Genomic DNA, 22,205 nt, shown 5'->3' on the forward strand with positions numbered 1-22,205 from the left:
TTTAGACTCCACGATTCGCGGTGTAGGCCCGCCAGCCGCCGAACTCGGTGATGTCGGTGCCCGCCTCCGCCGCATCGGCGGCGCACATGAAACCGACCACGTCCCGACCGTCGGACAGCGTCACCGATCCCAGGCCCATCGGTGCGGGCAGCCCGGCCAGGAACGTGCCGAGGTGCGCCGGGGCCATCCGATACAGCTCGCCCGCGATGGAGGCGCTGCCGCCGCGCACCAGTCCGGGCTTGGGCGGCGTGGTGCCCAGATCGACCAGGCGGTAGTCGGCGGAGGTGCTCACCTCACCGACGAACCGCGCACCACGCTCGACCAGCTGACCGTTCAGCGGGAACCCTCGCAGGTGCGCGCCGACGACGAGCACGTCCACGCCGTCCTCCACGAGTACCGCCGTGTCCTGATCCGCCACCGCGGCGCCGATGTCGAGCAGTACCTGATCGGTGAACGCGGGGCCCACGACCATGACGCCGAAGGGATCCCCCGCCGTCGTGCGCGCACCCGGCACCGCGACGGCCGCCATGTCGAGGAGGTTGCAGAAGTTGGTGAACGTGCCGAGCCTGCGGTTGATGCCGAGCGGATCCGCCTGTACCGCAGCGATGGTGGGGTGCTCGGTGGTCGTCGGCAGCACCAGGCCGTCGAGCCCGTCGAGAATCGACGCCGCGTGCGCCTTCGCCGCCAGCAGCGTCGAGAGGTCGTCGACGTACGCGTGCGCTGCCGGATCCTTCGCGCCCAGCATGATGCGGGAGACGGTCGGGTCGGCGTGCTCGGGCGATGTCGACAGAAACTCGCCGACCGCCGCGTAGCGCTGCGCCACGATCGCCCCGTCGTACAACAGCACGGCCGCGTCCAGCAGCACAGAGATGTCGACGATCTCGTGGTCGATCCCCACAGCGTCCAGTCCCGACACCGTGCGCTCGAACGCCTCCGCGTACTCAGGGCACAGCGCGCGGAGATCCTCGGTGCGCGGAACGGCGACACGGGGGCGCGGCGGGGCCGACAACGGCACCGTCGCGGGCCACGCACGACTCCGCGGATCCGCCGAGTCCGCACCGATCATGATCGCCATGGCTGCTGTGGCCGTGGTGATGTCGGCGGCGAAGACCGTCACTGCGTCGTAGTCCACGCACGCCGGGACGACGCCGGTGTTCGGCACCAGTCCCAGCGTCGGCTTCATGCCCACCAGGGACGCGAAGGCCGCAGGAACTCGGCCCGACCCTGCCGTGTCCGTTCCGAGGGCGATGTCCACGATGCCCAGCGCGACCGCGGTCGCGGAGCCGGAACTCGAGCCGCCGGAGATCTTCTCGGGGTCGTGCGCGTGCCGCACCGCGCCGTACGGGCTGCGCGTTCCCACGAGTCCGGTGGCGAACTGGTCGAGATTGGTCTTGCCCAGCACCAGAGCGCCGGCGGCGCGGAGTCGCGCGACCACGGTCGCATCGGCGTCCGGGGTACGGGCGAACTCGGGGCACGCCGCCGTCGTCGAGAGACCCGCGACGTCGATGTTGTCCTTGACCGCGAGCACGGTCCCGTACAGCGGCAGGCTCTCGTCCAGACCGGCGGCCTCCGAGAGGACGTCCGCCTCGTCGCGCAGCGTGATCCACACCTCGGGGCGGTCGACCTCGGCAATACGCTCGTACGCGAGCAACACTCGGTCGGTGGCGGTCGTCATCATGCTCCCTGTGCTGGGGTGAGGGCGAACTCGCCGGCCGCGGACCAGGCATCGCGTTCTATGCCGAACGCCTCGGCCTGCTTCTTGCGGAACTCGGCGATGGAGCTGTCGTTCTCGGCCAGGAACTCGTCGTGGTCGGCCAGAGAGAAGGTGCCGTCGGTGATCTCGACACCCGCTCCGCGCCCGGCCGCGAGATCGGCGCGTATGTCGGCGAGTTCCTCGGTGCTGACGGGGTACCAGGAGATGCGGTCGAAGAAACGCAGCAGCCAGGGCGTGCCCTCTTCGAAACCCTTGACTGCGGACGGGTGTCGGTGGTTCCAGACCTGGGTGGTGCGGCCGACGAACTGGTAGCCGCCGGGTCCCTCCATGCCGTAGATGCACAGATACGCGCCGCCGATCCCCACGGCGTTCTCCGGTGTCCACGTGCGGGCCGGGTTGTACTTCGTCGTGACGAGGCGGTGCCGTGGATCCAGCGGAGTCGCCACCGGTGCACCGAGATACACGTCGCCCAGGCCCAGCACCATGTACTCGGCGTCGAAGACCGTGTCGTACACGTCGTCGACGGACTCGAGCCCGTTCATCCGGCGGATGAACTCGATGTTCCACGGGCACCACGGCGCGTCGGAGCGTACCCCGTGCATGTAGCGCTGGATCGCCTCGCGCGTGGACGGGTCGTCCCACGAGAGCGGCAGCCGCACCTGCCGACTGGGCACCGTGAGCTCGGAGGTGTCCGGCAGCGCGTCCTCGGCCTCGAGCAGCAGATCCAGGAGTTTCGAGGTCGGCAGCACATCGGGGTCGACCTTCACCTGCAACGACCGGATACCGGGCGTCAGATCGACCAACCCGGCGGGAGCGATGGCCTCGACGGCCTCGTGCAGGGCGTGCGCACGGGCCCGCAGCGCGAGGTCGAGGGACATCTCGCCGTACTCGACCAGGATGTTGTCGTCACCGGAGCGTCGATAGGTGACCGGCGTGGCACCGTCGCGGCGCGCGATGACACCGTCGTCACCGTCGCCGCCGCGCGAGAACACCACGGGCAGGCCGGCGCGCCGGCCGACGCCCAGCGTGTTCTTCGAGGCGGCCGCAGCGGCCTCGAGCGCGACGAAGCGCACCGTGTCGCCGGGGCGCAGCTGACCGAGCTTCCAGCGATCGGCCGCGACCACCGTCACCGGGCACACGAAACCGCCCAGGCTCGGGCCGTCGGGACCGAGCAGGATGGGGGTGTCGCCCGTGAAGTCCAGCGCCCCGACCGAATACGCGTTGTCGTGGATGTTCGACGGGTGCAGACCCGCCTCTCCCCCGTCGGTGCGCGCCCAGTCCGGGCGGGGTCCGACCAGCCGCACGCCGGTGCGATCGGAGTTGAAGTGCACCTCGTAGTCGGTGCCGAGAATGGTGTCCATGTCGGAGCGGGTGAAGAACTCGGGTGCTCCGTGCGGGCCCTCCGTGACGGCGAGCTGCCACGAGTGCGTCAGCGCCGGAACGTGTTCCATCGGCACGGGTGCGGGCGTGCCGGTCGCGCGATCCGCCGGGGCGAGGTCGTCGCCCGCCTGCAGCACACGGCCGTCGAGCCCGCCGAACGTCCCGAGCGTGAAGGTCGACGCACTGCCGAGGTACTCCTCGGCCAGGACGCTGCCGCGGATCGCGACGTACATCCGCAGACCGGCCCCGGACACCGCACCCACGTCCAGCACCCCGCCCGCGGGCACCGTGATCGGCGTCCAGCGCTCGGCGGGTTCGCCGTTCACCGTGACGGGTGCGTCCGCACCGGTGACGCACACGACGGTCTCGTCGTCGAAACGCAGTGCGGGACCGCTCATCGTGGTCTCGAGCGCCGGCGCTCCCTCCGGGTTGCCGACGGCGACGTTGGCCAACCGCAGCGACAGGTCGTCCATCGGCCCCGACGGGGGTACTCCCACCTTCCAGTACCCCACCCGGCCGGGCCAGTCCTGAATGGTGGTGAGCATGCCTGGGCGCTCGACGCGGATGCTCATGCGGGCCGCGTCACGATCAGACGAACCGGTGTCGGGTCGAAACCGTTGCACGGGTTGTTGATCTGCGGGCAATTCGAGATCAGGACCAGCGAGTCGATCTCCGCGCGCAGCGCGATCCGCTTGCCCGGCGCGGACAGTCCGTCGACGATGCCCAGGCTGCCGTCCGCGTCGACCGGGACGTTCATGAAGAAGTTGATGTTGGAGACGATGTCGCGCTTGCCCAGACCCCACCGCGACCCCTCGAGCACGAAGTTCTCGACACACGCGTGCTGGTGCTTGGTGTGGTGGCCGTAGCGCAGCGTGTTCGATTCCTGCGAGCACGCACCGCCGATCGTGTCGTGATTGCCCACCTCGTCGGCGACGATGGTCATCATCGGCCGGGACTCGCTGTCGCGCAGCACCGTTCCCGTGGTGAGGTAGACGTTGCCCTGGCCCACCATGGTGGCCGGTGCGCTGTAGCGGACGGTGTGGTCGTCGGCGCCGTAGACCAGGGTGTCGACGGCCTGGTTGCCCTCCAGGTCGAGGATGGTGAGGACGTCACCGGCGCGCACGACGGCGGACCACGGGCCACGGGCAGGTGCGACCTCGTCGAGGATCACCCGGCCGGCCACCAGCGCCAGTTCCTGTACTGCTGCGGTCATTTCGAGCCTCCTGCTGCGTACGTGTCCTCCGTGTTGGCGACGGCACGGAGGTATTCGGGGTCGGTGTTCGGCAGCGCCTCGAGATCCTGCGGCGACGGCCAGGCCAGCACCTCGAGCGACGTGGTGTCGAAGGTGGGCGACGGATCGATCGGGTGCGCCGTGTTGGCGATGCTCACGATCACCGGCAGGTGCAGGATCAGGTCGACCTCGCGGCCGGCACCCGCGGAACCCGTGCTGCGGAGCGCCCCGTCGGGATCGACGGTGACGCCGTGGAAGAAGCTGAGTGTCGGCGGCACGTCGCGGGGACCGAGGCCGTTCTTCAGGGCGGCCAGGATCAGCAACTCGCGGCCCGCGGGCGACGCCGAGTACGCGCTGCCGTCACCGTACTTCGCGGTGTTGGTGAGCAGCGTCGACGTACCGCACAGTGCGTCGTGGTGTCCGGACGAGTCGGCCAGCACGGTGGCGAGCACCCGCCCCTGGTCGGACAGCAGCGGATGACCCACCCCCATGTACGCCTGCCACGGCACCTTGACGGTGTCAGCGGTGTTCAGGCGTTCCCACGGTGCGTCGGCACGGTGCAGCAGGACGTGCGCGCAGGCCGCTCCGTCGATGTCGCGCAACCGGACTCGGGTTCCGCGCTGGAGCACCTTCGTCGTGTACCGCCCGCCGGGAACGGTCTCGGCCCAGACGAGCGACGCGGCATCGGTTCCGGGAACCTCGTGCGGCCACAGGGAGGGTGGGACCACCGGCATCGAGTCGGTGATCTCCCGAGCCTGCGACCGGGCGTGCTCGCGGGCGGCTGTGGTGGTGGCGGTCATGCGGACACTCCTGTGGTGACGGGGTTGGGGTGGGCCTTGCCGCGCGGGAAGCACAGCGCACCGACGGCGACGACGGCCAGCACGGTGAGGGGCGCGGCCCAGCGCAGCAGCGGGAAATCGCCGGAGGGGTCGTAGATCTCGGGGCGCGGCCAGGACAGGTTGACCACCATGGCAGCGCCGTAGACGACGGCGAGAAGGTTGACGGGCAGGCCGAGTCGGCCGAGGGTGAACAGCGGCTTGCCCTCGGAGTCGACCTTCGGTGCGCCGGTGGTGTTGTGCGGCCAACCCTTCAGCCGCTGGAGGAGCAGCGGCACGGTGACCATCATGTAGGCGAGGTAGATCAGCACGATGCACACGCTGGCGAGGGTGGAGAAGATCGCCGAGTTGCCGACGTTGACCACGAGCACCAGAACGCAGCCCAGCCCGATGACGACGGCCGGGGCGATGGGCGTGCCCGTGGTCTTGTTGACCGATCCGAGAACACGGGACGCGGGAAGCCGGCCGTCACGGGCCATCGAGAACATGAGCCGGGACGCGGCAGTCTGAATGGCCAACGTGCAGATGAGGATCGCGATGGCCACGTCGATCAGGAGCACGGTGCCCCACGGGGACGAGAGCACGGAGTTCAGCACGTACGGCAGGCCCTGCGTCGCGAGTTCACCGTCGGTGAGGCTGGGTGCCGCCATGAGCGCACCGATGATCATGAGCCCGCCGCCCAGCGCGGAGACGGACAGCGCGAGACGGATGGTGCGCGGTGCGACCCGACGGGGATTCTTCGTCTCCTCGGCCAGTTCGCCGGCGGAGCCGAATCCCACCATGACGTAGGCGGCCATGAGTCCCGAGACGATCCACGCCCCGATGTAGCCGGAATCGACGGGCACGCCGCCGGTGTCGAACACGACGTCCGGTCCGCGCTGAGCATGAGTGAAGAACACGCCGATCACCGCGATGACACCGACGATCTCGCAGGTCACGCCGATCGAGTTGATGCGCGCCATGGCATTGACACCGATGGAGTTGATGGTCGTGGTGATCACCAGCAGCGCGGTGCCCAGCACGACGGCGTTGGTGGCGCCGTCCGACGAGGTCAGTGCGGTGTCGGTGCCGACGATCTGGAAGCCGCTCCAGACGTTCGGCAGCACCACCTGCAGTGCGATGGCGGCGGCGGAGGCCGTCACGATCTGCGCGATGATCATGAACCATCCGGCGAACCATCCGGTGATCTCACCGCCGACGCGGCGTGACCACTGGTAGATGGCCCCGGAGATGGGGTAGCGCGCGGCCAGTTCGGCGAAGCACAGCGCCACCATGAACTGGCCGACGAACACCACCGGCCACGCCCAGAAGAACGCCGGGCCGGCGAAGCTGAAGCCCAGGCCGAACAGCTGGAAGATCGTCGTCAGGATCGAAACGAACGAGAAGCCCGCCGCGAAGGACGCGAACTTCCCCAGCTTGCGATGCAGCTGTTGTTCGTACCCGAACTCGAGGAGATCGTCGGAGTCGCCGTTCGCGTGACGGTCCGACGGGGGTGGGAGCACGGCCTGGCTCATGGGTGTTCTCCATCGACGGGAGGGGTGTATCTGTCGAGTGATAGTTAATCGGACGCAGCGGCCGCGGTGGTGTCCGTGATGTATCGAGATGTTGCGAGTGCGTTACGAGCTCAGGGCGCGCAGGAAGAGGGGGAGGAAGGGGCGTGCGGACGGTGCGCCGGCCTGGCGGAACGGTGCCGAGTCCTGCGATGCGGCGATCCAGTCCCGCCGCTCGACGTCGGTCAGATCCAGCCGGAACCCGGTCGGCGCGACGAGCAGATGCAGCAGCATGGTCGCGGCCCGTCCGTTGCCCTCACGGAAGGGATGCACCTGATTGAGGTCGGCGTAGGTGCGGCTCAGGAGGTACGCGAGCTCCCCCCGGTCGGCGGCCGCCCAGTCGGCGCTCAGGATGGTCTCGTGCACGCCCATGAGGCCGTCCCACACGACGGAGCACCTCGCGAACGCGGTGCCGTTCTTCGACAGTTCCACGGTGCGCACGTCGCCTGCCCACACGTAGACGTCCTGGAAGACGTAGCGGTGCACGCTCAGCAGGCGGTGCACACCGACGGCGCTCCCGAGGTCGGCCCGTCCGGTGTGACAGCGGACCAGACGGAGTGCGGTGAGGATGCTCTCCGCGCGGTGCAACGCGGCCGCGTCGACGATGCCCAGCACGTTGCGCAGCGTCGTCGACCCGGGCAGCAGGTACGGGGTGTGCCGCGGACGCAGCGCCGCCCAGCGTGATTCACGCTTCGGTCCGTCGCCGACGAGCCCCTCGCGCACCGACGGCAGCACCGTCTCGCCGCAACACTCGGCGACGAGGAGTGCGAGGTCCGCCGGCGTGGGACGCCATCCCTCGAGCCGTTCGGCGGCGACGGCCTGATCGACGGCGTGACACTGCTCCGGGGTGAGCCCGGCGAACGTGTCGGGATGTTCCTCGGACGGCCTCATCGAGCCAGGTACGCCGAGGCGCGTTGCACGCCCGCCACTTCCCGCGCAGCCGCGTCGAGCAGGCTCCGGTCGAGGGGCGTGAGGTCCGACGGGCGCACCAGGTCGTCGACGGGGCGGCCGTCGCGCAGTGCCTCGCACTGGTGCCGCAGCCGGATGCGCTGGACGACGTCGAACGATTCCGCGAGCACCGCGGCGTCGTCCTCGGACAGCACCTGCGCGCGAGCACCGTGCTCGAGCCGAGCCGGCGTACCCACGGCGTCGTGCCCGGCGGAGACACCGGCCCAGCGCGCGATGTCCACGATGGGAGTCAGGATCCCCGCCTTCACGTCCATCGTGTCCGCACGACGGAAGAGCTTGTCCCGCAGCGTCACCCGCGCCTTGATCGTCGTCGCCTCACGCAACATCAGCAGTCGCGAGTGAGCGGCGTCGGCCAGCGCGGCGCGCGCGGACTCCGCCGGTGTCCATCCGCCAGGCACCACCGGACGCGTATCGAGCGCGAGCGAGAGCATCACCACACCGGTGTCCTCGTACGGATCGGCCACCCAGCCCGCCACCGCGTCGGACCACTCGTCGACCGTCCGCACGAAGCGGGGCGACGCGGCACTCGCATGATGGGGATCGGCTGCGAGACCGCAGCGTTCGAGTACGGCGTGCACGTCCGACCCCATCGGGGACGGGCCGCCCACCCGCGCCGTCTCGACATCGGACGACGGGACCGATTCGCGCCGAGCGACGCTTCCGGAGACGAGCCAGGTGGACGCGTCGTCGCCCAGCAGTTCGGCGGCCCGGCGCACGGTGGCCGTCACCACGGACGATCGCACTGCCGTCACGTCGGCCGACGGGACGCGGGAATCGTTCAGCGACAACGTCACCGAGGCAAGCCGCCCGCACGCCTCGACCAGATCGTCGACACTCGCCGAGCGCTCCACCGCGGTGCGCAGCGCTGTGCCCGCACGCAGCGCCGGCGAGAGCAGGTCCTGTTCGAGGGCGATGCCGAGCACGCCCCCACTCGCGTCCAGCACCACCAGTCGGCGGACACCCGCAGCGAGCGCGACGGCCGCCGCCTCCGCGACGGGCACCTCGGCGTCGACAGTGACGGCAGGAACGGACGCGACGGCCGACACCGGTGCCGCGGTGCTCAGGCCCGCGGCGATCACGCGTCGGCGCAGGTCGCCGTCGGTCACCACTCCCCACGCCGAGCCCGGACACTGCACGACGAGGGTGCTCGACCTCGCCCGGGTCATCGCGTCGGCTGCCTCCGCGACGGTGATGTCGGCTCGACCGATCGGGACACCGCGACGCGTCAGCGCGCTCACCGGGGAACGCCGACGCGAGGAGGTCACCCGGCCACGTTAACCCCGACGGCCCCACTGTTCCCGGTGCACGGCGTCGGACAGGGGCCGACGCGGACGCCACCCGAACCTCTCGAGGTCCGGAACCTCCTGGAACTGCGTCACCGGACCGACGCACAGCCACGCGACGGGACGCACGGCGTCGTCGCCGGTCAGGCCGATGATGTCCCGCAGCACCGCCTCGTCGTAGAACGACACCCACCCGACGCCGACACCCTCGGACACCGCTGCGAGCCACAGGTTCTCGATGGCGAGGGCCACGGAGAGCAGGCCCGTGTCCCGCACCGTGGCCCGGCCCAGGACGTGCTCACCACCGCGGGAGTCGTCGTACGTCACGACGACGCCGGTGCCACTGGTCTCGATCCCCTCGACGCGGATCGGCTCGAAGGTCTCGGCGCGGTCGGCGGGCAGTGATGCCGCGAAGTCGGCGCGGCACTGCGCCACGTGCGCGGCGAATCGCCCCAGCGTCTCGGGGTGTCGGACGACCACGAAGTCCCACGGCTGGGTGTTCCCGACACTGGGTGCGCGGTGGGCGGCGGCGAGAAGACGGGTGAGGACGGCGTCGTCGACCACCTCACCGCTGAATTCGCTACGGACGTCCCGACGTGCGGCGATGGCGTCGTGGACGGACAAATGCTCGGTGCTCATGTGGTGACCGTGCCAGAACACGCCTAGTGTCGACACCACTCGGTGCGTCCGAGTCTCGAGACAACGGGGGGGTCGATTCATCGTGGGTTCGACGCCCGGCACCACGCCACCGCCCGGTAGGGGTCAGCTCACCCGCACCGTCATCCTGCGCGCGGGCATCGCCTTCATCGACGACAACGGTGCTCGGGATCTGACGATGCGCCGACTCGGCGGGCGTCTCGGCGTCGAGGCGATGGCGCTCTACCACTACTTCGGTGGCAAGGAAGAACTGCTCGACGGCATCGTCGACCAGGTCATCGACGATCTGGGCAGCGACCCGCAGGTGCTGATGAAGGGCGCCTCGAGCTGGCAGGACTACCTACAGCGGCTGGCGCACGGCGTGCGACGGATGGCGCTCGAACATCCCGAGGTGTTCCCGCTCATCGCGACCCGGCCGAACAGCGCGCCGTGGGTGCGGCCCCCACTCCGCAGCGTGCGGTGGCTCGAGAACTTCCTCTCCAGCCTGAAGGAATGGGGATTCGACGACGCGGCCGCGGCTGCCGCGTACCGCTCGTACACGAGTTTCCTGCTCGGACAGCTGTTGCTCGAGGTCTCGGCGCAGGGAGTCTCGATCGGTCCGACGGACCCCAACGATCCCGACGATCCCCGCGCCACCGCTCAGCCCGGAGACGACGTCGACCCGACGGAGTTCCCCACCGTGGTGCGGATGAGGGCGGAACTGGCGCGCGATCTCGGCCTGCCCGAGTTCGAGAAAGCGCTCGAGGCTCTGCTCGACCGACTCGCCGCCACCCTGCCTCAGGTGGACGGGTAGCGCAGCTTGGCTCCCGCCTCGACGATGTCCGCGGCAAGCTTGTGCAGCGGTCGGTTGTTGTTCTGCGACAGCTTCGAGAGCATCTCGAACGCCTGGACCGAGTCCACCTCGAACCGCTCCATCAGCATGCCCTTGGCCTGACCGATGATGTCGCGGGACGCGAGACCGGACCGGAACTGCGCTTCCTTCTGCAGACTCTGCACCGCGATGGCGGCGTGCGCCGCGATCGCCGTCGCCACGGTCAGGCTGTCCTCGTCGAACGCCGCGGTCGACGACGAGTACAGCGAGAGCACTCCCAGCGTGCGCTCGTGCATCGCCAGCGGTACGGCGGCCAGCGCGCGGACACCGACGGCGTCGGCCACCTCCGCCAGACCGGGCCAACGATGCACCGGACCGGCGACGACGGCAGCGAGGTCCACGTCCGCCTCGGAGGACCGATGCAGGAGATCGACGGTCGGTCCGTCCCCCGGTCGCCTCTGCACCCGGTCGAGTGCGGCCGCGATGTCGCTGCTCCTGCGGCTGGGCTCCGCAGGCCCCGACACCTCGGCCGCGAGCCGCACCGACGCGTGATCCGCGGCGTCGATCAGATCGACCGACACCGCGAGGACGTGATCGAGAACCTCGTCGATCGTCCGGACCTGGCGCGACCCGGCGAACTCGCGCGCCAGCTCGGCCAGAGTGCGCACCAGATCGAGGTGCTCGGAGCTCGGCGGCCGACCGTCGTTGCTCATGTGTGGTGCTGATCCCTTCGGTTCTCTCATCATCCGTCGTCACTCGGTCGTCGCAGACCGGACGACAAAAGGCGACACCCACCAGTGCCGACGCCTACTGCTGGACGCCGGGCGGGGTATCGCCTTCCGCGCAACTATAACCGGACAGCCCGACAGCGGTACGGTGGTCTCGCACTCCGCGTACGAGTCGTCGAGTGATGAATCGGCGAAGGCGGGAGATGCGGGCATGACCGACAGCGCGGACACCACGGACGAACGACGAGCGTTGGCCCTGTTGGCGGAGGCCCTGACAGACCTGGACAGTGCGCTCGCCGTCTCCCACACGGCCGACGGCGCGCTCGACACGATCTGCGCGCGCGTCGTGACGGCGATTCCCGACGCCGACGCAGCGGGCGTCACGGTCTTCCGCCGTGGCAGGCCGCAGACCGCGGCGAGCACCGAGACGTTCGTCCTCGAGGTGGACCAGGCCCAGTACCGCAGCGAGCAGGGACCGTGCATCGAGTCGGCGTTGACCCACGAGGTGGTGCGTGCCGATCTCGACGACGTGTCCCAGCGCTGGCCCGTGTTCGCGAAGGCGATCGATCACCTCGACGTCGCGAGTTTCCTGTCCGCGCCCGTCACCGCGGGTGGTGCCCACATCGGCGCCCTCAATCTCTACAGCCACACCGACCACCGGTTCGATTCCGTCGACGAGTCGGCGATGCGGGTGTTCGTGCAGGCCGCCCAGTCGGCCCTGACCGGAGCGGAGAACTCCGAGCACGCCGCGAGACAGGTCGAGACCTATGCCGCCGCGATGGAGTCCCGGGCCGCGATCGAACAGGCCAAGGGCGCCCTGATGCTGGGACTCAACGTGTCGGCCGACAAGGCCTTCGACCTGCTGCTCTGGCGCTCGCAGACCACGAACATCAAGGTACGGACTCTCGCCGAGCAACTGGTCCGCGACATCGGCTCGCTCGGCGATGCACCGGACGCTCTGTCCACCGAACTCGGCAAGCTACTGATGACAGCGCACACGCGCGTGCCGTCGGGTCAGGTCACTCCGGCCGAGTAGTGCGCCCCGACCGCGTCGACGGGTCTTCGCCTCGGGTCAGCGGCGGCACGTGTTCCACAGCACCCGCCACCGTCGCGAGCAGTCCGCTGGTGCGCTGCAGCAACTGCACCGCCGACGGCGTGGTCACCCGCCTCGACACCACGTCCAGTGCGTCCCGCGACCGGTCGAGCACCGTGAGCGGCAGCGCGGCGACGACGTTGCCCGGTGGGCGGCGGGCCACCACCGGATGCGGCCTCGTCGGGGCCGTGCGCCGCACCGCGATCCACGCCAGGCCGAGCCGACGGAGCTGCGCGTCGTCCATCGCACGGCGCAGCATCGGGAACAGCCGGTCCTCCTCGTCGCGCACGTCCTCACGCAGCAGGACGACGATGCGATCGAGCAGCGCGCTCCCCTCGTCGGTGCCGTGGCCCTTCTCCTCGAGCGTGGAGAACAGCTCGTTGATCTCCTGATGCTCGCGCTCGATCTCGAGGGTCAGCGACTCGCCGTCCGGCACCCACTTCCGGATGGCGGGCCACAGCACCGACTCCTCGGCGAACGCGTGCGGGAAGACGAGCCGACAGATGCGGTTCAGCACGTCCGCACGATCTGCGGCCGGCGTCTCGCCGAGCTCGTGGAGCAACTGGTCGAGCTCGATGTGGTCGTCGCGTTGCCGGGTCAACACGCTGGTGCGGCCGCCGAGCTCGGCGACGGAAGCCGTGGCGATGGACGGCAGTTGATCTGTCACAGCTGATCCTTCAGGTCGGTCGGCTCAGGTTCGGGGCTCGAGAGACAGCTCGACTCCGTAGGTGTTCAGAGTCGGGGGAAGTGGTCGCGACGGTGCGAGCGCAGGGTTCGTGAGAGCCACCCCGGACCGAGCGAGAATCGACGCCAGCATCGACGACGCGGTGAACGACACGAGATTCTGACCGGGGCACACCACCGGCCCGGCACTGAACGGCACCAGCTGGGGGTACTGCTCCGCGGTGCCGTCGAGCCAGATGTCGGGCGCGAACCGATCGGCGAAGGGCAGCGCGTCCGCGTCCCGGTGGAACCCGGACGCCAGAATGGCGAACGCCGTGCCGGCTCGGACCACTCGGGTGCTCGAAGAACTTTCCCACTCCGTGTCGACGGTCGAGTCCCGCAGGATCGCCGGCGTCGTCGGCCACAGACGAATCGACTCGAGGATGCACGCCCGCAGGAACGGCAGTGCTTGCGGACGGCCGACGTCACCCGCGCTCGCCTCCTCGACGGCCCGCCGCTCGTGGTCGGGATGCGAGGCCAGCAGCGCGAGCGCCCGCAGCGTCGCCATACCGGCCGCGTCGAACGCGAAGAGCCATTGCGGCATCTGAGCCACCGGGTTCACCGCACCGCCCACCCGACTGTGCGCGACGACGGCGGCGAGCGAGTTCGGCTCCGCCGCATCGACATACGAGTACAGGTCGTCGATGAAGCGATCCCGCGCACGGCGTCGCTGCGGTACGAAGTACGACCAGTTACCGTTCCCGCGCAGGGAGCGCAGACGGTCGGTCACCGTCTCGTCGTCGCGCGCGGACGCACCCAGCACGACCCGGCGCACCACCCGCCACCACAGCTGCAGGAACTCGTCCGCCGACACCGGGCGCGGCGCTCCCGCACCGGGACCGGACAGCAGAGTGTCGACCTCCTCGTCCACCACGGCCACGAACGCCGACGCGAGATGGTGCAGCGGCTGAGGGGTGTCCAGGACCTGCTCGTTGAACGCACGACGCTCGTCGCGCAGCCGGCCACGGGAGATGAGCACCCCGTGCGGCTGGAACGGTCCCAGCGCGCCGATCTTCTCCCGGTTCGCCGCCGTGAAGTCCTCCGGGGAGTCGACGAGGATGCGCCGGACATCGGCAGGGTCGAGCACGACGGCGATGGTGCGACCGGGCAGAGCCAACTGCACGGGCGCGGAGCCGTACCGGAGTCGCAGCTCCCGCATCGCGGCCAGCGTGGCCGCATCGGCGTCGACCTTCTCGGCCAGCGCCATGGCCGCCGGACGACGAAGGATCACCCCCGAGGTGATCGAGGGTCCCATCAGCCGCGCCGCGTAGGCGAGAGCCCGTGGGCCGGTGACGGCCGGCGCGACGGCAGGGCGGTCGTCGGTCGAGGTGTCGGTCATGGACCTGCGGTACCCCGGCAGGGGGCCGTGAAACGAGCCGGTCAGCTCAGGGCATCGATCACCGCACGCGCCCGATCTGCGAGCGAGGTCCGTGAGCGGCGGGCGTCGGTGACGAGCAGGTCGGTCGCGGGGCCGATGTCGAGACCGTGGGTCTCGGCGAGCACACCGATGGCCTGATCGATCACGGCGGCGTCCTCGAGGACCTGCTGTCGACGCGTCGCCTCGACCGACAGGCGCACGTCGTCCTCGGTGTCGACGCTGACGGCCAACGCCGCCAGATCCGCGACGGCCTGAACAAACGCCGCCGCGTGACCCGGTGCCCGCCACGGCCCCGACGTGTGGACCACGACGGCGCCGATGACCCGGTTCGCGATCCGAGCCGGGTAGGCACGCATACCGCCGATGCCGGCCGCACGCGCCTCGCGGGCGTGGTCCTGCCAGCGCCCCGGAGCGTTCTCCAGATCGTCGAGCAGCACGGCCGCGCCGGTGCGCACGCACATCGCCACCGGTCCGCCCACGGACAGCGATCGGTCGAGCAACCCGGTCGAGGCCGCAGCGACCAGGTCGAGGTCGACCGACCCGGACCCGTCGAACACCACCGACACCGCGGCGGCCCGCAGGGCCTCGCGGGTGCGGGTGGCGAGGAGGTGGAGCAGATAGGGGGCGTCGACCCCGGCGGCCAGATGGCCCGTCAACTCGGCGAGGACGACGACGGGCGACGGCACGTCGGTGTCACCGACGGGGCCGGTGCCGGGCGGATCGAAAGTGGGCGGGAAAGTCACGACGGCTGTCCTTTCGTCGTCGAGTCCGACGCGGTGTCGTCGGTGGAGAAGCGCACCTTGCGCTCGACCACCTCGCGGGCGATGTCGTCGACGGGGCGTCGGGCCGAGTACGCCGCGGCGCGCAGCCGGGCGAGCGCCTCGGTCGGCGACACCCGCATCTGCACCGTGATCATGCCGACGGCCAGATTGACGTAGGGCCGGGTGCGATGGTCGCCCAGCGGCGAGTCGTCCGAGGCGTCGCCGAGCGACTGTCCCGCGCCGAGGCCGGGCGCGAAGGCTTCCAGCAGGCTGATGGCTGCCGCGTCCGCGGTCAGCTGGGCGACAGCGGCGAACTCGTCGCTGAGTTCACCGACGGATGCGCGATACAGCTCGAGCACGCCGAACACGGTGTTGCCGCCGCGCAGCGGGAAGGCGAACAGAGCGGCCGCGCCCCCGTCCGACGCGTCGGCGGCGAATCCGGGCCAGTGCTCCTCCGCCTCGCTGTCGAGATCGGCGACGAACACGGTCCGGCCACGGTGGAAGGCGTCGACGCAGGGACCCTGACCGGTGGTGAACTGCAGTTCGTCGAGGTACTGCGACACGGCGTCGGTGGCGTAGACCAACTCGCGCGTGGTGCCGCTCATGACGGTGATGGCGGCGCCGTCCACCTCGACCAACTGCACGACACTGCGGCACAGATCGGCGATGTCGGTGATGGACAACGGTGCGTGCGCGTCGTCGTCACCACCCGATCGCGTCGTCATGACCTGCACTCACTCCTCGTCGATCGACGTCCACACCGTTGTCCGCGACCCGAGGAATGCCCCGTATGCCGCGAGTCAACCGTAGCGACAAGTCTGGACCGCGCGGGCGACCGGCGTAGAGTTTTCCCGCACCGTTGCACTCGTGAACGGGCGAACAGGCGAACGACCGAGAACACGGAGACCCATGACGAGCGACCCGGAGCAGTCGTTGCATGAACGCATCCGTGCGGCCGCATACGAGCTCGTACTGCTCGAGCGACTCGGGGCCGTGGTCACCGAGCGCATCCGGCTGTCCCTCGATGCGCGCGCCGCGATCGATCTCGCCGTGGGTGCACTGATGGTGCGGCACGGATGCGAGGCACCTACCGCGGTCGCGCGACTGGCATCGACGGCGTCGTCGCGGTCCGCCACGATGCCCGAGATCGCCGCCGAGGTGCTCGCGACCATCCGATGAGCGGTCGACTCAGTACGCGCCGTCGCTGCCGACGACGGCCTTGAGGGTCTTCAGCACGATGAGCAGATCACCTGTCATGGACCAGTTCTCGACGTAGCTCAGGTCGAGGCGCACCGATTCCTCCCAGGACAGGTCGGAGCGGCCACTCACCTGCCACAGGCCCGTCAGACCGGGTTTGACCAGCAGCCTGCGGCGCACGTCGCCGTCGTAGGTCTCCACCTCGCGGCGCAGCGGCGGCCGCGGGCCCACGATCGACATCTCGCGGCGCAGCACGTTGAAGAACTGCGGCAGCTCGTCGATGCTCAGCCGCCGCATCACGCGGCCGACCTTGGTGACACGCGGATCCTCGCGCATCTTGAACAGGACGCCGCCCTCGCTGTCGTTGAGCGCCAACAACTCCGACACCCGAGCGTCCGCGTCCTGCACCATCGAGCGGAACTTGATCATCTGGAACGGTGTGCCGTCGAGGCCCATGCGCTCGGATCGGTAGAACACCGGACCCTTGCTGGTGGCCTTGACGAGAAGGGCGGCGAGGAGGAACAGCGGGGCCACGGCGACGAGGGCGACCACGGCGAACACCATGTCGAACGCCGTCTTCCCGAAGCGGCTCGCACCGTTGTACTGCGGCTTCTCCACGTGGATGAGCGGGAGGCCGGCGACCGGCCGCATGTGCAGGCGCGGGCCGGCGACGTCGACGACGCCGGGAGCCACGACCAGATCGACGTTCTTCTTCTCGAGGTCCCAGACCATGCGGCGGATGCCCTCGTGGCCGATGTGGTCCGTCGCGGTGACGGCGACGGTGTCCGCGCCCGTGGCCTCGATGGCATCGAGCACGTCGTTCTCGTTGCCGAGGACGGGAATCTCGAGACCGTCGACGGACAGCTGATCCTCGGTGACCGACTGGGTGCGCGGCAGGCACACCCCGACCACGGCGTATCCGGCACTCCCGTCGCGGTTGAACGACCGCGCCATGGAGAGGGCCGAGCTGTGACTGCCGACGATGACGACCGACGTCTGATAGTCGCCGCGACGACGTCCGCGAGCCACGTGCTTGCGGAAGAGCCACCGCGAGACCAGGAGCCCGATCAGCCCGACCGGCAGTGCGATGGCCAGGTAGCCACGCGCCAGTTCGAAGCGGAAGAGCAACGAGATGATGGCCACGAGCCCGAAGAGGCGGAAGGTGGCGGACAGCAGACGCCTGTACTCCTCGGCTCCCCCGCCGAGCACACGCGGCGAGCGGGTGCGGAAGATCGCGAGGAATGCGATCCACGTCAGCGCGAGGGTGACCGAGACCAACGTGTAGTTGAACGCCGCGCGCGGCACCTCGAGATCCGGCCGACCGAAGCGCACCACCTGTGCGCAGGCGACGGCGGCGACGACGACGAGCACGTCGGTCACCCGGAGCCGGTCCATGTACGCGCGCTCCCAGTCGCGTCGCGAGGTCGCCCTCCGCGATCGCCGAGCCCGCGGCAGTGCGACGTCGCGGCGCTCGGCCGACTCGCTCTCCGCCGGGCTGGGAGCAGACACGTGTACCTCGTTCCGTTCGACTGGATCCGCCTGGGACTCGACCGCTGATACGTGTACCAGGGCAGTCGGTAGCTTATTGCCTTCCCGCAAGGCTCGCTCAGACAACCACAGTGCGGTGAATCACACGGTGAGTTCACACAGATTTAGCGTGTTCGAACGACACGATTTCAGAGGACCCTCAGGCCATTTGTTTGCGGCCGCTCACGAAGAAGACGATCCGCGACGCGACATCGATGATCTGGTCGGCGTAGCGCTCGAAATACCGTCCCAGCAGTGCGATGTCCACGGCATTCATCACGTCGTGCCCGTGATCGTCCGCCGACACGGTGTCCACGACCGTTGTCTTGAGAGAATCGACCCGATCGTTCTGTGAACTCAGACAATCGATACGTCCGAGATCACTCGTACGCAGTGCGTCGACTATTCGACCGGACATGTCGAGACACAATTCGCTCATCTCGCGAAACTGCGGCATCAGATGATCGGGAACGATCGGCTCGGGAAAGCGACGGCGTGCGGCTTCGGCGATGTGCACCGCGAGGCCGACCATCCGTGAGAGGTCACTGCTGATGCGCACGGCCGAGAACACTCGCCGGAGATCTGCCGCGACGGGTGCCTGCAGCGCCAGTACGGTGACGGCCTGATCCTCGCAGCGGGCACCGAGTTCTCCGAGTGCCTCGCCGCGGGCGATGACGGACTCCGCAGCCTGCAGGTCGCCGTCCAGCAGAGCGATGCTGGCGTCGCGCATGGCGGTCTCCGCCGCCTGCGCGAGAGCGCACAGATCGTCGTTCAATCCCTCGAGTTGAGCTGTGTACGCGTTGCGCATGATGTCCCCGATCCTGGCCGTCCCGCCGACGCATCCCGAAGTACGCGACGTTGGGGGGTACCCACGAGCGCGCCCCTTAATCGAGCAGAGAGCGAACATCGCGCGCGGGCACCGCACGAGAGTAGAGAAATCCTTGGACGCGAGTGCACCCAGTATGGCGGGCGGCCGCGACCTGGTGGTCGCTTTCGATTCCCTCGACGACCAGGGCACGGCCGGTGTCGACCGCGAATCCGGCCAGTGCGCGGACCAACGAGTCGCCCGCGGCTGTACCGAGCGTGCGCGCGATGCCCGCGTCGATCTTGAATCCGTCGACGGGGAAGTCGACGAGGCGTTCGAGCGACGAGAAGCCGATGCCGATGTCGTCGAGCAGCACCCGGAACCCGACGGCCTGCAGGGCGCTGACGAACTCGTGTGCCCGTGCCGGTCGAGCATGCGACACGGTCTCGGTCAGTTCGAAGACCACGCGCGCCGCCGGTACCGCGGACGCGGCGACGATCTCGATCAGGTGGTGCACCGCGTCGGGGGCCGCGAGATGCCGCGCGGACAGGTTGACGTGCAGGTCCATCTCGGGAGCGACGGCCATCCACCGCTCGAAGTCGACGAGCGCGCGGACGAGCACCGCGTGGTCGACGTCGATCTCGAGGTCGCTGCCCTCGATGGTGGGCAGGAAGTCCGCGGGGCTCACCATCGAGGGCGCAGTGGTGCCGTCGCCCGGACGCGTCCAGCGGGCGAGAGCCTCGACCGCCGTGACGGCGCCGGACGACACGTCCACGATCGGCTGATACCAGGGAGTGATCTCGCCCCGCTCGATCGCGGCCGCGACAGCGCGGACGCACCCGGCGCTCTTCGAGCGGCCGTGACCACGCAGCGCCTCGAGATGGGTTTCGACCACCCGACCGAACTCGGTGAGAGTGGTGACCGTGTACTCGTTCGCGGGGTGCGGCTCGGCGTCCAGCACGCAGAGGGTGCCGATGATCAGCCCCTCGCGTCCGCGTAGCGGAACCCCGACGTAGGACCCGAGCGACAGAGCGTGCAGAGCCTGAGCGGTGGCCGCGCGGACCGGATCGTTCGAGAACCGGTCGAGGCCGGAGTTCGAGACCGCGACGGGCCCCGCGGACGCGACGACGTGCTGACAGGCGGTGACGGAGCGCGGCAGTGTGTGCGGGAACGGTCCCCCGTGCTGAGCACGGGTGTACTGGACGTCCTCGTCGAGGATGTTGAGCTGCGCGGCGGAGAATCCCAGCGTGGTCGCCGCGAGAGCTGTGAGGGTCTGCAGCGTGGAGTCCGTGGCCGTGAAGTCGACATAGTGCCGCGCCGACTCACTCTGGCGCCGGAGTGCGCTCCTCTGCATGACGTGTCCGTTCTACGAGGCCACCGTCGGATGGTTCCGACGTGGCGTGTCCCGACACCGTGACCCCCCGGATCGTCAGTGATTCGTACCTGTTCCAGCCCCGTATCGGTCACGGGCGGGAAAAGGTTTCGTCCATTCCACAGCCGAGTCATCGTACAAGCCGTCAAACAGGCACGACGCCGGGTATCGGAGGTTCCGCCGTAGTATCACCGAATGACAGCGGACGGGCCCCTGACCGGGTCGGACTGGAACGCACGCGAGCGGCACGAGACCGAGACCGAGCGCCTCGATCGCAACTGGTCGAACCTCCTGCAGGAGCTGCGCGTGGTGCAGACCGGTATCCAGTTGCTCACCGGCTTCCTGCTCACCCTCCCGTTCCAGGCCCGGTTTCCGGAACTCGAGACGTACGAGCAGGCCGTGTACCTCGTGACGCTCGGAGCATCGGTCACCGCCACCATCCTTCTGGTCGCGCCGGTGGCTCTGCACAGGATCCTGTTCCGTCGCCGGGCACTGCGTCAGCTCGTCGACCACGCGAACCGGTTCGCTCTCGCCGGCTTCGTCCTGCTCGGCATCGCGATGTCCGGCGTACCGCTGCTCATCTTCGACCTGGTGGTGGGTCCCACCGCGGGCATCATCGCGTGCGCAGTGGCGGCCACCCTGTTCGTCTCGGTCTGCCTCGTACTGCCCGTCTCGCTGCGCCGCCGGCTCGGTCCGGTGAACGATCGGTCCGATTCGACCGAGTGATCTCGACCATGGATGTGCAAAATCTGCGCGCAGTGGGTACAGGGCTACCATGATCACCGACGTCGCCGACGACATGCCGGTCACCGACCGTGGTGACGCGACCCGCGATCTGATCCTGCAGGACATCCCCGCTGAGCCTCGGGCGCTGACCGGTGTGCGTACGACGGTGCTCGCGTGGCTGCGCGACCGCGGCCTCGACGAGGACCTGTGCCAGGACATCACCCTGGCCACGTACGAGGCACTGGCCAACAGCGTCGAGCACGCCTACGAGCGCTCCGCGGACACCGTGGTGCGCACCGTCGGACTCGAGGTGCGTACTCCGCGGGCCGGCGAGGTGACCATCGACGTGACCGATCGGGGATCCTGGGTCGACAACGGCAACGATCCGCGCCGAGGTCGAGGGCTTCCCCTCATCCATGCGCTCGCGCACGAGGCGTCGGTGGATTCGTCGGAGGACGGCACGACCGTCCGGATGCGGTGGAACGCGGCCTGACGGTCAGACCAGTGCGTGCCGCGACTGCGTCGTCACCGCGGGCACCGGTTCCGGCCGCGTCGGTACCACCGGCAGCGGCGCGCTGAACGGAGACTCCGACCGTCGTGCGGCGAGAAGGGCAGCCCCCGTCGCGGCGATGGACTGCGGATCCTGCGGCATCACCAGAGCGGAACCCCACTCGCGCGCGAACACACCGCGCAGCAGAGGGAGGTTCGCCGGTCCGCCGGCCAGCACCACGGCGTCGACACGATGCGCACCCCGGCGCACCACATCGCTCACCCAGTCGGCAGCCTCGGTGACGTAGTCCAGCATCAGCCGGTCCACCGTCGTCCGCCAGACGTTCACGGTGCCCCCGACGAACGGTCCGCCGACGCGCACGACGCGGTGCAGGGCGATCATCTCCATCGCCCACTCGACGCCCTCGGTCAGTAGCTGAGAGTCGTTCGGCGACAGCGGTTCCGCTGTGCCGTAGGCAGCCAGGAGGTGCTCGCGGACACTGTCCGCGAAGGCACTGCCCCGGTAGCGGTCGGTCCACGTCGCGTCCTTGACGAAGCCCGTGGCCACGTCGACGACGGACACCGACGTACCGCTCTTCCCCATGTCGACGACGGCGATCGTGGATCCCGACTCGACCAGGCCGCGCATTCTCAGATACATCAGCTGGGCGCCGAGTTCCGAAGCGAGACGGACACATCCGCCGGTGTGCACGGACAGGGAGATGGTTCCCACGCGGGACCGGGGCTCGTCCGGAACCACCAGCACGGCGGTCTCACGATCGGCGCCGTGGCGCGCACAGACCGAATCCACCACGTCGACAGCGGCTTCCAGTCGATCGCGACCGCGTGCCACCGTGACGGACTCGGTACCGAGCAACGCACGGCCCATGGGATCCATCACCGCGGCTCGTATCGCCGACGCTCCGAGGGAAATTCCTACCACTGCTCGCATGACCCGCCCCGTTCCTGGTGTTC

General features: G+C 69.4%; 22 protein-coding genes. 5 read left to right on the top strand and 17 right to left on the bottom strand.

What is annotated here, in order from left to right; genetic code table 11:
• Position 1 precedes the first annotated feature (1 nt).
• The 8 genes from atzF to bluB all read right to left on the bottom strand — a co-directional run bounded on the left by atzF (position 2) and on the right by bluB (position 9,602).
• On the bottom strand, positions 2-1,678 hold the full coding sequence (atzF, locus tag J4E04_RS19770; RefSeq protein WP_490149442.1) for an allophanate hydrolase: 1,677 nt from the start codon (positions 1,676-1,678) through the stop codon (positions 2-4).
• Complete coding sequence (locus J4E04_RS19775) at positions 1,675-3,666, bottom strand: 5-oxoprolinase/urea amidolyase family protein (protein ID WP_490149443.1); 1,992 nt, start codon at positions 3,664-3,666, stop codon at positions 1,675-1,677. The genes atzF and J4E04_RS19775 overlap by 4 nt, the downstream gene beginning before the upstream one ends.
• On the bottom strand, positions 3,663-4,307 hold the full coding sequence (locus tag J4E04_RS19780) for an urea amidolyase associated protein UAAP2 (protein ID WP_222633116.1): 645 nt from the start codon (positions 4,305-4,307) through the stop codon (positions 3,663-3,665). Before J4E04_RS19780 ends, J4E04_RS19775 begins: the two co-directional genes overlap by 4 nt.
• On the bottom strand, positions 4,304-5,125 hold the full coding sequence (locus J4E04_RS19785) for an urea amidolyase associated protein UAAP1 (protein WP_490149444.1): 822 nt from the start codon (positions 5,123-5,125) through the stop codon (positions 4,304-4,306). The genes J4E04_RS19780 and J4E04_RS19785 overlap by 4 nt, the downstream gene beginning before the upstream one ends.
• Positions 5,122-6,675, bottom strand: a complete 1,554-nt coding sequence (locus J4E04_RS19790) for an amino acid permease (RefSeq protein ID WP_490149445.1) — start codon at positions 6,673-6,675, stop codon at positions 5,122-5,124. The genes J4E04_RS19785 and J4E04_RS19790 overlap by 4 nt, the downstream gene beginning before the upstream one ends.
• Before the next feature lie 102 nt (positions 6,676-6,777).
• Positions 6,778-7,602 (bottom strand): Fic family protein, encoded by an 825-nt coding sequence (locus J4E04_RS19795; protein WP_490149446.1) that lies wholly within the window; start codon positions 7,600-7,602, stop codon positions 6,778-6,780.
• A complete protein-coding gene (locus tag J4E04_RS19800; RefSeq protein ID WP_490149447.1) occupies positions 7,599-8,945 on the bottom strand; it encodes a putative nucleotidyltransferase substrate binding domain-containing protein in 1,347 nt (448 codons plus the stop codon). The genes J4E04_RS19795 and J4E04_RS19800 overlap by 4 nt, the downstream gene beginning before the upstream one ends.
• 9 nt (positions 8,946-8,954) lie before the next feature.
• Positions 8,955-9,602, bottom strand: coding sequence for a 5,6-dimethylbenzimidazole synthase (gene bluB / locus J4E04_RS19805; RefSeq protein WP_328813685.1), 648 nt, complete (start codon positions 9,600-9,602; stop codon positions 8,955-8,957).
• Between the two features lie 79 nt (positions 9,603-9,681).
• Between bluB and J4E04_RS19810 the strand changes: the two genes are divergently transcribed.
• Positions 9,682-10,413: a TetR/AcrR family transcriptional regulator gene (locus J4E04_RS19810; RefSeq protein ID WP_490150582.1), complete on the top strand. Its 732-nt coding sequence runs from the start codon at positions 9,682-9,684 to the stop codon at positions 10,411-10,413.
• On the opposite strand, the gene J4E04_RS19815 is transcribed toward J4E04_RS19810, so the two are convergent.
• Positions 10,398-11,144, bottom strand: a complete 747-nt coding sequence (locus tag J4E04_RS19815) for a GAF and ANTAR domain-containing protein (RefSeq protein ID WP_490149448.1) — start codon at positions 11,142-11,144, stop codon at positions 10,398-10,400. The genes J4E04_RS19810 and J4E04_RS19815 overlap by 16 nt on opposite strands.
• A 226-nt stretch (positions 11,145-11,370) precedes the next feature.
• Between J4E04_RS19815 and J4E04_RS19820 the strand changes: the two genes are divergently transcribed.
• Positions 11,371-12,195 (top strand): GAF and ANTAR domain-containing protein, encoded by an 825-nt coding sequence (locus tag J4E04_RS19820; RefSeq protein ID WP_490149449.1) that lies wholly within the window; start codon positions 11,371-11,373, stop codon positions 12,193-12,195.
• Here the strand turns inward: J4E04_RS19820 and J4E04_RS19825 are convergent.
• Genes J4E04_RS19825 through J4E04_RS19840 form a run of 4 tightly spaced genes read right to left on the bottom strand, consistent with a single transcriptional unit; the run spans position 12,179 to position 15,839 of the window.
• Positions 12,179-12,919 carry a hemerythrin domain-containing protein gene (locus J4E04_RS19825; protein ID WP_490149450.1) on the bottom strand — a complete coding sequence of 247 codons (741 nt, stop codon included), beginning with the start codon at positions 12,917-12,919 and terminating at the stop codon, positions 12,179-12,181. The genes J4E04_RS19820 and J4E04_RS19825 overlap by 17 nt on opposite strands.
• A 24-nt stretch (positions 12,920-12,943) precedes the next feature.
• Positions 12,944-14,314 carry a cytochrome P450 gene (locus J4E04_RS19830; protein WP_490149451.1) on the bottom strand — a complete coding sequence of 457 codons (1,371 nt, stop codon included), beginning with the start codon at positions 14,312-14,314 and terminating at the stop codon, positions 12,944-12,946.
• A 41-nt stretch (positions 14,315-14,355) separates the two neighbouring features.
• The gene (locus tag J4E04_RS19835) at positions 14,356-15,096 is read right to left on the bottom strand and encodes a GAF and ANTAR domain-containing protein (RefSeq protein ID WP_490149452.1); all 741 of its coding nucleotides are present in this window, start codon (positions 15,094-15,096) and stop codon (positions 14,356-14,358) included.
• Positions 15,093-15,839 (bottom strand): GAF domain-containing protein, encoded by a 747-nt coding sequence (locus tag J4E04_RS19840; protein WP_056443790.1) that lies wholly within the window; start codon positions 15,837-15,839, stop codon positions 15,093-15,095. Before J4E04_RS19840 ends, J4E04_RS19835 begins: the two co-directional genes overlap by 4 nt.
• Before the next feature lie 184 nt (positions 15,840-16,023).
• Here J4E04_RS19840 and J4E04_RS19845 point away from each other — a divergent pair, with 184 nt between their 5' ends.
• Positions 16,024-16,293, top strand: a complete 270-nt coding sequence (locus tag J4E04_RS19845; protein ID WP_490149453.1) for an ANTAR domain-containing protein — start codon at positions 16,024-16,026, stop codon at positions 16,291-16,293.
• 9 nt (positions 16,294-16,302) lie between these two features.
• On the opposite strand, the gene J4E04_RS19850 is transcribed toward J4E04_RS19845, so the two are convergent.
• The 3 genes from J4E04_RS19850 to J4E04_RS19860 form a co-directional block, all read right to left on the bottom strand.
• Complete coding sequence (locus J4E04_RS19850) at positions 16,303-17,706, bottom strand: sugar transferase (protein WP_037186361.1); 1,404 nt, start codon at positions 17,704-17,706, stop codon at positions 16,303-16,305.
• Positions 17,707-17,998: 292 nt separating this feature from the next.
• Positions 17,999-18,646 (bottom strand): phosphate signaling complex PhoU family protein, encoded by a 648-nt coding sequence (locus J4E04_RS19855; protein WP_027506381.1) that lies wholly within the window; start codon positions 18,644-18,646, stop codon positions 17,999-18,001.
• 76 nt (positions 18,647-18,722) lie between these two features.
• Complete coding sequence (locus J4E04_RS19860) at positions 18,723-19,997, bottom strand: EAL domain-containing protein (protein ID WP_490149454.1); 1,275 nt, start codon at positions 19,995-19,997, stop codon at positions 18,723-18,725.
• A gap of 213 nt (positions 19,998-20,210) precedes the next feature.
• Between J4E04_RS19860 and J4E04_RS19865 the strand changes: the two genes are divergently transcribed.
• The gene (locus J4E04_RS19865) at positions 20,211-20,741 is read left to right on the top strand and encodes a DUF6328 family protein (RefSeq protein WP_222633128.1); all 531 of its coding nucleotides are present in this window, start codon (positions 20,211-20,213) and stop codon (positions 20,739-20,741) included.
• Between the two features lie 49 nt (positions 20,742-20,790).
• On the top strand, positions 20,791-21,234 hold the full coding sequence (locus tag J4E04_RS19870; RefSeq protein ID WP_051613502.1) for an ATP-binding protein: 444 nt from the start codon (positions 20,791-20,793) through the stop codon (positions 21,232-21,234).
• Between the two features lie 3 nt (positions 21,235-21,237).
• Here J4E04_RS19870 and J4E04_RS19875 read toward each other — a convergent pair whose 3' ends face one another.
• Positions 21,238-22,182, bottom strand: a complete 945-nt coding sequence (locus J4E04_RS19875; RefSeq protein ID WP_328810775.1) for an Hsp70 family protein — start codon at positions 22,180-22,182, stop codon at positions 21,238-21,240.
• Positions 22,183-22,205: the final 23 nt, after the last annotated feature.

It is taken from the genome of Rhodococcus sp. NFXS4 (assembly GCF_058139645.1).

Bases quoted from the DNA above. Each gene is read 5' to 3' on its own strand.
- J4E04_RS19815 (WP_490149448.1), bottom strand. From the start codon at position 11,144: ATGAGCAACGACGGTCGGCCGCCGAGCTCCGAGCACCTCGATCTGGTG.
- J4E04_RS19865 (WP_222633128.1), top strand. From the start codon at position 20,211: ATGACAGCGGACGGGCCCCTGACCGGGTCGGACTGGAACGCACGCGAG.
- J4E04_RS19790 (WP_490149445.1), bottom strand. From the start codon at position 6,675: ATGAGCCAGGCCGTGCTCCCACCCCCGTCGGACCGTCACGCGAACGGC.
- J4E04_RS19840 (WP_056443790.1), bottom strand. From the start codon at position 15,839: ATGACGACGCGATCGGGTGGTGACGACGACGCGCACGCACCGTTGTCC.
- J4E04_RS19820 (WP_490149449.1), top strand. From the start codon at position 11,371: ATGACCGACAGCGCGGACACCACGGACGAACGACGAGCGTTGGCCCTG.
- J4E04_RS19795 (WP_490149446.1), bottom strand. From the start codon at position 7,602: ATGAGGCCGTCCGAGGAACATCCCGACACGTTCGCCGGGCTCACCCCG.
- atzF (WP_490149442.1), bottom strand. From the start codon at position 1,678: ATGATGACGACCGCCACCGACCGAGTGTTGCTCGCGTACGAGCGTATT.
- J4E04_RS19875 (WP_328810775.1), bottom strand. From the start codon at position 22,182: ATGCGAGCAGTGGTAGGAATTTCCCTCGGAGCGTCGGCGATACGAGCC.
- J4E04_RS19785 (WP_490149444.1), bottom strand. From the start codon at position 5,125: ATGACCGCCACCACCACAGCCGCCCGCGAGCACGCCCGGTCGCAGGCT.
- J4E04_RS19780 (WP_222633116.1), bottom strand. From the start codon at position 4,307: ATGACCGCAGCAGTACAGGAACTGGCGCTGGTGGCCGGCCGGGTGATC.
- J4E04_RS19830 (WP_490149451.1), bottom strand. From the start codon at position 14,314: ATGACCGACACCTCGACCGACGACCGCCCTGCCGTCGCGCCGGCCGTC.
- J4E04_RS19870 (WP_051613502.1), top strand. From the start codon at position 20,791: ATGATCACCGACGTCGCCGACGACATGCCGGTCACCGACCGTGGTGAC.
- J4E04_RS19775 (WP_490149443.1), bottom strand. From the start codon at position 3,666: ATGAGCATCCGCGTCGAGCGCCCAGGCATGCTCACCACCATTCAGGAC.
- J4E04_RS19855 (WP_027506381.1), bottom strand. From the start codon at position 18,646: ATGCGCAACGCGTACACAGCTCAACTCGAGGGATTGAACGACGATCTG.
- J4E04_RS19845 (WP_490149453.1), top strand. From the start codon at position 16,024: ATGACGAGCGACCCGGAGCAGTCGTTGCATGAACGCATCCGTGCGGCC.
- J4E04_RS19860 (WP_490149454.1), bottom strand. From the start codon at position 19,997: ATGCAGAGGAGCGCACTCCGGCGCCAGAGTGAGTCGGCGCGGCACTAT.
- J4E04_RS19850 (WP_037186361.1), bottom strand. From the start codon at position 17,706: ATGGACCGGCTCCGGGTGACCGACGTGCTCGTCGTCGTCGCCGCCGTC.
- bluB (WP_328813685.1), bottom strand. From the start codon at position 9,602: ATGAGCACCGAGCATTTGTCCGTCCACGACGCCATCGCCGCACGTCGG.